The sequence below is a fragment of the Actinoallomurus iriomotensis genome (assembly GCF_030269445.1).
GTDB lineage: Bacteria > Actinomycetota > Actinomycetes > Streptosporangiales > Streptosporangiaceae > Actinoallomurus > Actinoallomurus iriomotensis.
On sequence record NZ_BSTJ01000015.1, the window covers coordinates 185,313 to 196,648 of the forward strand.

Annotated in this window: 7 protein-coding genes; 3 read left to right on the top strand and 4 right to left on the bottom strand. The window is 70.9% G+C overall.

Translation table 11 applies throughout. The features are described from left to right. The first annotated feature begins 50 nt into the window (after window positions 1–50). A complete protein-coding gene (locus QSK37_RS44400) occupies window positions 51–1,241 on the top strand; it encodes an FxsB family cyclophane-forming radical SAM/SPASM peptide maturase (RefSeq protein WP_285633904.1) in 1,191 nt (396 codons plus the stop codon). On the opposite strand, the gene QSK37_RS44405 is transcribed toward QSK37_RS44400, so the two are convergent. The 4 genes from QSK37_RS44405 to QSK37_RS44420 form a co-directional block, all read right to left on the bottom strand. Then, complete coding sequence (locus QSK37_RS44405) at window positions 1,231–6,117, bottom strand: DNA repair ATPase (RefSeq protein ID WP_285633906.1); 4,887 nt, start codon at window positions 6,115–6,117, stop codon at window positions 1,231–1,233. The two genes, QSK37_RS44400 and QSK37_RS44405, sit on opposite strands and share 11 nt — an antisense overlap. Then, complete coding sequence (locus QSK37_RS44410; RefSeq protein ID WP_285633908.1) at window positions 6,114–8,120, bottom strand: flotillin family protein; 2,007 nt, start codon at window positions 8,118–8,120, stop codon at window positions 6,114–6,116. Before QSK37_RS44410 ends, QSK37_RS44405 begins: the two co-directional genes overlap by 4 nt. A 33-nt stretch (window positions 8,121–8,153) precedes the next feature. After that, window positions 8,154–8,732 carry a hypothetical protein gene (locus tag QSK37_RS44415; RefSeq protein ID WP_285633910.1) on the bottom strand — a complete coding sequence of 193 codons (579 nt, stop codon included), beginning with the start codon at window positions 8,730–8,732 and terminating at the stop codon, window positions 8,154–8,156. Window positions 8,733–8,882: 150 nt separating this feature from the next. Further along, window positions 8,883–9,371: a pyridoxamine 5'-phosphate oxidase family protein gene (locus QSK37_RS44420; RefSeq protein WP_285633912.1), complete on the bottom strand. Its 489-nt coding sequence runs from the start codon at window positions 9,369–9,371 to the stop codon at window positions 8,883–8,885. A gap of 129 nt (window positions 9,372–9,500) precedes the next feature. On the opposite strand from QSK37_RS44420, the gene QSK37_RS44425 reads away from it, so the two are divergent. Both QSK37_RS44425 and QSK37_RS44430 read left to right on the top strand, forming a co-directional pair. Continuing rightward, window positions 9,501–10,562, top strand: coding sequence for a hypothetical protein (locus QSK37_RS44425; RefSeq protein WP_285633914.1), 1,062 nt, complete (start codon window positions 9,501–9,503; stop codon window positions 10,560–10,562). Between the two features lie 308 nt (window positions 10,563–10,870). Then, window positions 10,871–11,200: a hypothetical protein gene (locus QSK37_RS44430; RefSeq protein ID WP_285633915.1), complete on the top strand. Its 330-nt coding sequence runs from the start codon at window positions 10,871–10,873 to the stop codon at window positions 11,198–11,200. Window positions 11,201–11,336: the final 136 nt, after the last annotated feature.

The window sequence follows — 11,336 nt, forward strand, 5'->3', positions numbered from 1 at the left end:
AGCGTCACTCGACACTATCGACCCCCTAGACCCGGCGTAGGCTCCGGTTCATGATCAACGGACTTATTGGCCGCAATCGGCCGATCAAGAAGCCGACCCCCTTCCGTCAGTTCATTCTCAAGGTGCACAGTCGGTGCAATCTCGCCTGCACCTACTGCTATCTGTACACGATGGCCGATCAGCGCTGGCGGCATCGGCCACCCGTCATGTCCGCCCGAATCGCGGACTTAGCCGCGGCCCGGATCGCCGAGCACGTGCGGTCGCACGACCTGACCGACATCGCGGTCGTCCTGCACGGCGGAGAACCGCTCCTGGCCGGCCCCGATCGGCTTCGCCACGTCGTGACGGCCGTGCGCGGCGCGGTGGGCGACGCCGCGACGGTCGACTTCTCCCTCCAGAGCAACGGGACCCTGCTCGACCGCCGCTTCCTGACCCTGTTCGACGAGCTGGGGATCCGCGTCGGAGTCAGCCTGGACGGCGACGCGGCCGCCCACGACCGCGCCCGGCGCAGGCCGCGAGGCGGCAGTCACGCCCAGGTCACGCGAGGGCTGGACGCGCTGACGGGCCCGGAGTTCGGTCACCTGTTCTCCGGGCTGCTGTGCGTCATCGACCTGGCCAACGACCCGATCGCGACCTACGAGGCGCTGCTGGCCTTCTCGCCGCCCGCGATCGACCTGCTGCTGCCGCACGCCAACTGGAGCAACCCGCCGGCCGGACCGGCGGGCGCGTACGCGGCCTGGCTGATCCCCATCTTCGACCGCTGGTTCCACGCACCGGTGCGCGAGACGCGGATCCGGCTGTTCGAGGAGATCATCAATGTGCTTCTCGGCGGCGCGTCGGCCGTCGAGGGGATCGGGACGAGCCCCGCCGCGATGATCGTCGTGGAGACCGACGGGCAGATCGAGCAGTCGGATATCCTCGCCGCGGCTTTCGACGGCGCCGCGTACCTCGGCCTGGACGTCGGCGATGACGATTTCGATGCCGCGCTCCGACATCCTGCCACCATCGCCCGCCAATTAGGCATGACCGGAATACCCGGGGAGTGCCGCGAGTGCCGCTGGGCGGCCGTATGCGCGGGCGGACATTATTCCCATCGTTATCAGGACCAAAAAGGGTTCGACCATCGTTCGGTTTACTGTGCCGACCTTTTCGCGTTGTTCGACCACATCCGTACGGCACTGGTCGCCGCACTCGCGGCGCGCGCCGCCGCCTCCCCTCCGGCGCTGACCGTCATCCCGTAGGCGGACGGTCGGACCGGCCGGTGCGGGCGATGGCGGTCTCCACTCCGGCGATCCGGTCGGCGAGCAGGCCGAGGGCGCCGACCGCCCGGCTCATCGGGTCGTCCTCCTCGCCGCCCAGCGCCCGGGCCCGTACGAACGCCGCCTTCACCTCCGCCCAGCGCTCGCTCTGCTCGGCGGTCAGCGTGCCGCGCAGCTCGCCGAGTTTCAGCAGGTTCGCCTCGGCTCCGGAGGCCAGCGTCTGCGCCTCGCCGAGGTAGTGGTCGTCGACGACCGCCTCCAGCTCCGCGTCGTTCATCGCCGGCACGATGCGTTCGGCCAGCTTGTTCATGTTCCGGTAGGAGCCCTGCAGCTGGAACGGCGGCTCGGTCCGCGACGCGTCGTTCTGCGCCGCCGAGGCGATGTAGGCCCGGTTGCACGCGAGCACCACCCGCTGCACCCTCAGCAGCTTGCGCAGCACGGCGGTGATCTGCTCGACCTCGGTCGCGGAGTACGGGTGGACGAGCCGGTCGGGCATCGCCGTGGAGTCGCCGCGCGCGAGGCGTACGAACAGCTCGACGTCGGCGCGGTCGCGGGTGGACAGCGGGGCGAGCACGGGGTTGGAGGTCAGGGCGTTCTCCACGTAGCTGAGCGCGAACAGCTCCTCGCGCCCGGACAGCACGTCGCCGAGGTTCCACACGTCGGCGCGGTTGGCCAGCATGTCCGGGACGCGGAACCGCCGGCCCGACTCGGTGAACGGGTTGCCCGCCATGCACACCGCGAACCGCTTGCCGCGCAGGTCGTACGTGCGGGTGCGGCCCTCCCAGACGCCCTCGATGCGGCGCTGGGCGTCGCACAGCGAGATGAACCGCTGCAGCAGCTCCGGCGACGTGTGCTGGATGTCGTCGAGGTAGAGCAGCACGTTGTTGCCCATCTCCAGCGCGAAGGAGATCTTCTCGACCTCCTGGCGCGCGGTGGCGTTCGGCGCCTCGGCCGGGTCCAGCGAGGTGACCGACTGGCCGAGCGCCGGCCCGTTGATCTTGACGAACATCAGGCCGAGCCGCCCCGCGACGTACTCCATCAGCGTCGTCTTGCCGTACCCGGGCGGTGAGATGAGCATCAGCAGGCCCATCTGGTCGGTGCGCTTGGCGTCGCCCGCCGCGCCGAGCTGCTTGGCCAGGTTGTCGCCGATCAGCGGCAGGTAGACCTCGTCCAGCAGGGCGTTGCGCACGAACCCGCTCATCACCTTCGGCCGGTACTCCTCCAACCGCAGCCGCGACCGCTCGGCCGCGACCAGCTCCCCGCGTCGCTTCTGGTACGCCCGGTAGGCGGGCACGCGTTCGGCGCGGAACCGGCGGGTACGGGTCAGCACCTCATCGAGGCGGAGTTCCAGCCGCCGGCCGGTGACGCGCGGGTGCGTGCCGAGCAGGCCCTCGACGGTCGCGGTCAGCGGCGCGGAGGACTCATAGCGCGGCAGCGGCCCGCACAGCTCGATCGCCACCGCCTCGGCCAGATCGCCGGCGGGCGAGGCGTCCGACGCCACGTACGCGCTCAGCCAGGCCTCGACGAGCTGCCGCCGTGCCGCCAGGTCGTCGCCCAGATCGCGCAGGTCGGCCTCGAACCCCGGATCGCCGCCGAGCGCCCGCCGGAACCCGTCCAGGAGGGCGCGGGCGCCCGCGCCGGTGACGAAGCCCTCCGGCGCGGCGGCCAGCTCCTCGAACAGGTACTCCCCCGCGAGGTCGTGCGGCCCGGCGTCGAGGGCGGAGGCCGCGATGGCCGCGGTCAGTTCGGCGCGCAGCCCCGCGACCGCCGCCGCGTCGCCGAACGCGGCACGCGCGCGGGCGAGGGACCGGGCCCGCGCGGCCCAGGACGTACGGTCCTCCTTCGCGGCGCCGTGCGCCCAGAACAGCTGGGCGGCCGCACGCGCGGCCGGTGGGTAGCGCAGCAGCCCGGCGTCGTCGTGCAGCCGCAGCAGCGCCGCCACGATCAGAGCGGCGTCGCGGTCGTGGACGCCGCGTTCGTAGCCCTCGTCGTACCGGGTCTCGGCGGCGCGCCGCACCTCGGCGAACAGGCCGTCGGCGGACTCGGCCGCGCGCCGCAGCGCGCCGAGCGAGGGGCCGGTGAGCAGGTCCGCGGCGAGGTACTCGGCGCGGTAGACCTCAGGCGTCTCGGAGACCAGCGACTGGTCCCAGTACGGCCGGGTCGCCGCGAAGTCCGGGTCGCGCACCGGCTGCCGGTAGTCGGTCGCGGTCACCGCGTACGCCAGGCCGCCCTCGTACGGCACGAGGGTCAGGTCGAGGGGCTGGGTGTTGACCGCGAACCGGTGCCGGCCGAGGCGGATCGCCTGCCCGCCGCCCTCGTACAGGTCGACGCGGTCGCGCAGGACCCGGCCGGCGTCCTGCCGGGCGGCCTTGAGCCGTCCGGCGAGTTCCTCCGCGCGCACCGCGTCGCCGAGGTCCCGCAGTTGATCGGCGACGCCGCGGACCTTGGCCACCATCGGGTCGGCGGCGAAGTAGGTGTTGATCTCGTCGAGGGAGTCCAGTTCGGCGACGCGCCGCTGGATCCCGGTCAGGACGCGTTCGGCCGACTCGGCGAGCCGGTCCGCCCGCCGTACCTGCTCGTCGACGAGTGCCTGCTTGCGCGTGGAGAACGCCTCGTAGACCTCCTCGCGCCGGGCGGACAGCCGCGCGACGAAGTCGTCGAACTCGGCGAACCGCGACTCCAGGTTCTCCAGCTGGAGCATCATGCGGCCGAGCTGGTCGTCGCAGTGCGCGGGAGAGTCGGCCATCGCCAGGGCCGCGGTCACGGCCTGGCCGAGCAGCGCGAACTCCGCCGCGAACGCGGCCCGGCCCTCAGCGTCGAGCAGTTCGCGGCGGCGGGCGGTCAGGCTCGCCTGAGCCTGGTTGATCTCGGCGAGCGCCTCGCCGATCCGCTCCAGGATGGAGGTGCGGACGCGGGCGTCGGCGACGTCGAGCGATCCGACGACCTCGGTGAGCGTCTCCAGGCCGTGGGTCTGCTCGGCGAGCCGTTCCCGTACGGGATCGGCCTCGGCCGCGGTCGCGATCGCCTCGGCGTCGGCGGCGATCCGGCCGATCCGCTCGTGGTAGCCGGTGAAGGCGTCCGGCCCCTGGAGGAACGCCACGGCGCGACCGCCCGTCGCGGTGAGTTCGTCGCCGAGCCGCCCGGCCAGCGCGTCGATCCCCGCCGTGTCCGCGTACCGCATCTCGCGCAGCGTCTCGAGCCGCCCCTGCGAGCGGCGCAGCTCGGCGAGCCGGCTCACCCACGCGTCGGCGGTGGCCGGCGACTCGCCTCTCGTCTGCCGGATCAGGGTGGTGATCCGCTCCTCGGCCTCGGCGAGCGCGCCGGACGCCTGCGCGGTGAGCCGCTGGACGTTCTCGTACTCCTCCAGGACCTGCTCGGCGGCGGCGCGCACACCGTCGAGCGGCTCGCGCAGGCCCTGCTCGCCGAACCAGAAGTAGCGGTCCGCGGCCCGGTCACAGGCCGCGATCAACGCCTCGAGCACCGCCTCCGACGGCTCGCTCTCGGCCACCGTACGGGCGATCGAGAGGGCGTCGGAGATGCCGCGGACCAGGTCGGCGTTGCCGACGCGCTCCAGCGGCCCGGTGCCGACCGGCTGCGCCGCCGCGTACGTGTCCGACACGTAGGGGGTCTGCCACACCTGCATCTGGTGCACCCGGGTGGGCTCGGCCGAGTCGGCGCGGAACGAGACCAGCGTGCCGTCGTCGAACAGCGAGTAGCCGTGGCACGTGATCGGGGTGGCGACCTCCTTGCGGATCACGTTGTACGGCAGCAGGAGGTACCGGCCGGCCTCGCGGGCGTGGAAGACGTAGAGCGCGTCCTCGCCGTTCGGGGACCGGATGACGCGCTCGTACTCCAGCCGGTCGGTCTCGGTGTCGAAGGTCTTGGCCGTCCCGGTGACCAGGTAGTAGCCGCCGGGGAAGATGATCCCCTGGTCCTCCGGGAGCCGGCGGCACGCCTGGCCGATGCCGTCGAGCCGTACGACGGACCGGGTGCGGGTGTTGAAGACCAGGTGCCGCCGGTCCTCCTCCTTGTACGGCCGCACGCGCAGCAGGATCAGCGCGCCGACGCGGGCGTACTCCACCTCGGCGTCGGCGAGGCTCTGCAGCGGCTCGGCGACCGGCTCGCGGTAGACGCCCTCCCCGGTCTCGGTGTTGTTCTCCAGCTTGACGGTCAGGTCGCCCCCGACGGTCTCGACGAAGATCTCGTCCTCGATCGAGATGTGGGGGTGCCGGCCCAGGACGTGGTCGTCGCGGGTCGTCTCGGTCCAGGTGAAGTCGTGCGACGGCGGGAAGACGTGGTCCGGCTCGCCCAGGTTGTCCTGGTAGACGACGGTGCCGTCCGTCCCGGTCTTCCATCGGAGCACGCGGGTGTCGTGCTCGGCCTCCAGGCCGGTCTGGAAGACGGCCAGGAGCTTGCCCTCGACGTGGCGGAGCTGGAGCAGCCGGCTGTCGCGGTAGTAGCGGTACAGCTCCGTGAAGTCGCGTTCGAACTGCGGGTCGCGCAGCAGGTCCGACTCGGCGGCCTCGAACCGGAACTTCTCGCCGTCCCGGACGAACCGGTGCACCGCGAACACGTCGTCCACCGACGTCTCCGGGCGGAGCCCGATGAACACGTTGTACCCGAACAGCAGCAGCTCGCCGACGGCGGCGATGTCGCGGGGCACGCAGTTGTTCTCGGTGCGGATCCGCTCGGCGCCGACGAGCCGCAGCTCGGCGCCGCCGAAGGTCTCCACGCGCCGGGCGTTCAGCGTCTCGGCCCGGCCCGCCAGCGCTTCGGCCTGCTCGCCGAGCCGGGCGCGGAGCACCTCGTAGGTGCCCGCGTCCAGCTTCGGCTCAGGCTTCTCCTCTCCTACCGTCACTGGTCGATGACGGCGACGGAGGAGACGGCGGCGTCGGCGACACCGAGGCGTTCGGCGTGGTCGAGCAGTTCCTGCGCCTTGGCGCCGTCCGACCCGCCGCCCCGGATCCGCTGCATGAGCAGGGCGGACAGGGTGAGGTTCTTCACGTCGTCCGTGCTGACCGAGCCGAGCAGCCGGGTGAGGTCCTCGGGGAAGCTGCGGTCGCCGTTCAGCCACGGCCCGGCGAGGCCGCGCGCCACGCCGGAGTGCTCGACGAACCCGTCCATGCTCTTGCCGACGCCGATCGCGCCGACGACCTTGTCGAAGAACGTGCTCTCGCCGCCGACGATGTCGATGTCGGCCTTCTCCAACGCGGACGCCAGTACCGTCGCCTGCTCGCCGGCGACCTCCCGCTGGACGTCCAGGCCGGCCAGGCGGATCTCCTTCTCCGCCTCCAGCCGCAGGCGGTACTCCTCGTGCCCCCGCGTCGCGTCGTCCATCGCGGCCATGCCGGCGGCCTTGTCGGTGAGGCCCTCCGCCTCGGCCTTGAGCTTCTCGCGGATGCCGTCGGCGGCGGCGAGGGCCTTCTGCCGGTCGACGGCGGCCTCGGCGTTGCCGACCTTCTCGATGGCCTCGGCGTCCCGCTCGCGCACCTGCACCTCGGCCAGGCCCTCCGCCGCGGCCTCGGCCTGGACGCCCTCGGCCAGCCGGATCTTGGCCTGCGCGTCGAGCTCGGCGGTCTTCTGCCGCGCCTCGGCGAGCAGCAGCTCCTGGCGGGCCTGGAACTTGGCCGCCTCCTCGGCGGCCTCGGCCGCCTTGATGCCCTTGACGAGGTTCTCCTGCGCCTCCGCCTCGGCCTGGATGACCAGGGCCTGGCGCGTGCGCTCGGCCTCCTCGACGACGCGGAGCTTCTTGATGTTCTCCTCCTGCTCGGCGACCGTCTTCTCCACCGCGATGCGCTCGCGGATGACGTCGGCGATCTCCCGCTTCTCCGCCTCGACCTCCTTGTCCTTGGCGATCCGGGACAGCTCGGTCTCGCGCTCGCGGGCGATCACCTCGAGCAGGCGGTCCTTCTCGATGCGCTCGCTCTCCACCGCGATGACGCGTTCGCGGTTCTTCTCCGCGACGGCGATCTCCCGGTTGCGGTTCTCCTGCTGGATGCCGAGCTGCTCGTCGGTACGGATGTGCGCGCTCTGGGAGGTCAGCCGCTCCTCGGCCTGCACCTTGGCGATCTCGGCCTCCTCGCGGGCCCGGACCGTCTCGATCTCGCGCTTCTTCTTGACCTCGGCCTCGGCCTGCCGGCGTTCGAGCTCGAGGATCGCCTCACGCGCGTCGACGTTCTGCCGCGTGATCTCCTTCTGCTCGTTGCGCTGGTACTCGTTGGTGCGCACGTGCTCGATCGCGGTCAGCTCGGTGATCTTGCGGATGCCCTGCGCGTCGAGGATGTTCGTCGGGTTGAGGCTGTCCAGCGGCGTCTGCTCGAGGTGGTCGATGGCCGCGTCCTCGAGGTGGTAGCCGTTCAGGTCGGTGCCGATGATCTGCACGATCTGGTCGCGGAACTCGTGCCGGTGGGTGTACAGGTCGACGAAGTCCATCTGCTTGCCGACGGTCTTCAGCGCCTCGGAGAACTTGGCGTTGAACAGCGTCTGGAGCGTCTCCTCGTGGCTGGCGCGCGCCGTGCCGATGGCCTGGGCGACCTGGATGACGTCCTCGACGGTCTTGTTGACCCGGACGAAGAACGTGATGCGGATGTCGGCGCGGATGTTGTCCCGGCAGATCAGGCCCTCGGCGCCCGAACGCTCGATCTCGATGGTCTTCACCGAGATGTCCATCACCTCGGCCTTGTGCAGGATCGGCAGCACGATCGCGCCGGTGAACGTGACGTGCACCTTCTTGATCTTCGAAACGATCAGCACGCGCCCCTGCTCCACCTTGCGGAACAGCCGGAGCATCACGATGACACCGGCGAGCACGAGCAGAATCGCGGCGACCAGCACGCCGAGCCCGACGAACAGCGAATCCATCAGTGGTCCTTCATCGCGGGAGTGAGAATTGAATCAGCGAGGTGAACGGTGGGGGTCGAGCTCCGCGTCATACGGCATCACCCAGAAGAACTCGCCCTCGGCGTCGTAGTCGAAGATCAGTGCGGTACTACCTGCTTTGAGGGCGGGTTCGTCGTCCCGGTTCCGCTGTTGCCGCACCTGAATGACGGCGGCCGAGCCGTCGGCGGCGCGCACGACGGCCTGACCGAAACGGAGATCCACCCGGCCGGTGCTGATCACGCACATCCGGCCGACGAAGTCACGCCGGGTGGGCACCGCCTCTTCGGCGATCATGCGCCGCAGCGGTCGCATCAGCAGGCGGGTGAGCAGGGCGGACAGCAGCACGGAGCCGACCAGCACGCCGGTGGACGGCAACACGCCCGACACGTCGCCCCGGCGCAGCAGCACGGCTCCGGCCAGGCACGCGAACCAGGCGACCGCCACGAACAACGACACCAGAACGGCTACGGCGGCGCCGGCCAGCGCGTCCAGCGCCCCGCACGCGACCAGCGCCCAGTAGGCGAGCACCACGAGGAGGAAAAGGCCCGGAACGACCGCCGGAAAATCCAATGCCACCCGTAGGAATTCCGTCATCTCTCGCGCCTCCCCCGGCATGCCTGTCGTTGTTGCCGACCAGGCTTCCCGGCGCTCCGAAGCGGAACTCTACGCCTTAAAAAGGCCGTGGAAATGTGATCTATGCAACATGGGACGAGCGGAACCGGATCTTCGGAAAGACTCGGGTCGTCAGGCGTCCCAGGGGACCGAGGCGCTGGTCCAATGGGTGAGGCCGGCGAGGTCCGCCTCGGTGGTGACGTGGCGCGGCGGGGTGGCGAACGTCGCGTACGGGCGCAGGCGCAGCACGACCCGTTCCTCCCGCCGGGCCATCTCCTCGACCTCGGCGCGGGAGTCCTCGCTCAGCGGACGGCCCGCCATGACGCCCATGATCTTGAAGAACAGGTCGGCGCCGGCCTGCGGGTCGTCGTCCACGACCGCGTCGCAGTAGACGTTGAGGTAGGTCGGCGGCCACTTCTCGTCCAGGACGCACAGCGAGACCTTCGGGTCGCGGCGCACCGCCGCGGCCTTCGCCCGCGCCCGCATGGTGGAGACGAGGATCTCGTCGCCCTCCACGACGTAGTACAGCGCCGACATCGCGGGTCCGTCGTTCTTGCGGGAGTAGCCGAAGATCGCCGTACGGTGGTCACGGACGAACCTGCGTCGCTCTTCCGGTGTCATGTCCTCCAGTCTGCGCCACCTGCTCCAGGCGTCCCAGGGCATCGCGTACTCCGCGGAATGCGTTGAGCGACGCGACGGCACGCCGTACGCTCATTGATCACCGGCTAATCCGGCAGTGGGGAAACCACCATGGGACTGACGGTCTCCGATGTGATCACGTCCGCGCCGAGCACGTGGGGTGCCGCGAACGCGGCGAGTGCCGCCATCGTCTACCCGCTCGCCGCCTTCGTCGCGGTGCCGCTCGCCACGGTCGTGTCGGATCCCGCGCAGATGTGGCACGCGGGCCAGCGGTACGGCGAGGTCGCCGACCGCCTCCGGACGGCGAGTTCGGAGGTCTCGCAGGCCGTGGAACGGCACGCCTCCGCGGACCACTGGAAGGAGAAGGGCAAGGACGCCTTCATCGCCAACCGGGTCAAGCCCTACCAGGACACCCTCGGCGCGGCCGCGGACATGTACGACAACGTACGGGACACGCTCTGGGGCTGCGCGGTCGGCTACACGGTGGCGGGCATGGCGTCGGCGGTCATCGGGTCCGCGCTCCTCAACTTCGTGGCGGCCAAGCTCGCCGCCGCGGTCGTGCCCGCGGTGGACGTCGCCGCGGAGTACGTGGCGAACAGGTTGATGGTCCAGGCCGCTCAGACGGTCCGGGTGCTGATCAAGGGCCTGGCCGCGATCAATGGCGTGGCCATTAAGATCATCGGCGACGTCTCCAGCGTGAAGCTGCTCCTCGCGACCGGGGCCGGCTCGCTGATGAGCGGCACCTACATCGGCGCCGCGGCGGCGCCGAGTTTCGAGAGCACCCAGACCACGCTCACCTGGCCCCGGCGGCTGGCGTCCGGCGAGGCCGTGCCCGCCGGCTACCACGCCCCCAGCGCGGCCGACGAGAACGCGATCAGGAACATCGAGCCCGCGTCGCTCACCGCGCTGAGCAAGGATCTGGACCGCAACGCCGCCAAGACGCTCGCCGGCGCGTACGACCACGCGCAGGGGAACGACGTGGGCTACCCCGGCTTCGGCCTGGTCGGTCTCCACCTGGCGCACGCGCACAGCGTCATGCGCGAGCACGCCGCACAGCAGCTCGCGGCCTGCCGCGACGAACCGGGAACGTGGCTGCCGGGGCTGCGGTCGAACTCCGGCGTCTGGGTCTGCGCCGACCAGGCGAGCGCGGACGCCGCCAAGCACGTCAAGTGACGCGGCCGGTGTGACGGGGGTCAGAACAGCGGGTAAGGACCCGGTCGGCGGACGCCCTTATGTATCGCGCCGGTTTTCCGCCTCTTCGTGCCGTCGACGGGGCGCGCACCGGGCCTGCTACCTGGTCATATTCTAGATTCGCGGCAGAACCATTAGTTGGCGTAACTGTTGATGCCGCGACGCTTTTTTGCGGGATATAGCGGACCGCAATTCTCGGCCTTGGATTGAATATTCGTTGGGCTTGCCATTCCGTCGCGCGCGGGTATGGAGCGATTGGTCAGTACGGACCACATCGTCAGGGGGGATCCATGAAAGCGACTCGCTCCACTGTGGCGGGCCTTCTCGTCGGGCCGGCCGTCGTCGTGGGGGCGCTGGCGGGCGCCGCGCAGGCGGCGACTCCCGCGGGCCACGCCTCCGCCGCACCGGCGGCCCACGCCGGGATGCCGGGCTGGGACCACGACCACGGCTGGGACCACGAGCACGGCCAGGACCGCTGGGGCCACAACCGCGACCCGCGCTGGGACCCGCGCAACGGCAACCACTACGACCCCCGCTGGGGCTACTACCGGCACGACCCGCGCTGGGGCTACTACCGCTACGACCCGAGAGTCGGCCGGTACCACTGGGACCACCGCTGAGTGACGCGGTGACGCGGTGACGCGGTGACGCGGTGACGCGGTGACGCGGTGACGCGGTGACGCGGTGACGCGGTGACGCGGTGACGCGGTGACGCGGTGACGCGGTGACGCGGTGACGCGGTGACGCGGTGACGCG

Bases quoted from the DNA above. Each gene is read 5' to 3' on its own strand.
- QSK37_RS44400 (WP_285633904.1), top strand. From the start codon at position 51: ATGATCAACGGACTTATTGGCCGCAATCGGCCGATCAAGAAGCCGACC.
- QSK37_RS44430 (WP_285633915.1), top strand. From the start codon at position 10,871: ATGAAAGCGACTCGCTCCACTGTGGCGGGCCTTCTCGTCGGGCCGGCC.
- QSK37_RS44415 (WP_285633910.1), bottom strand. From the start codon at position 8,732: ATGACGGAATTCCTACGGGTGGCATTGGATTTTCCGGCGGTCGTTCCG.
- QSK37_RS44420 (WP_285633912.1), bottom strand. From the start codon at position 9,371: ATGACACCGGAAGAGCGACGCAGGTTCGTCCGTGACCACCGTACGGCG.
- QSK37_RS44425 (WP_285633914.1), top strand. From the start codon at position 9,501: ATGGGACTGACGGTCTCCGATGTGATCACGTCCGCGCCGAGCACGTGG.
- QSK37_RS44410 (WP_285633908.1), bottom strand. From the start codon at position 8,120: ATGGATTCGCTGTTCGTCGGGCTCGGCGTGCTGGTCGCCGCGATTCTG.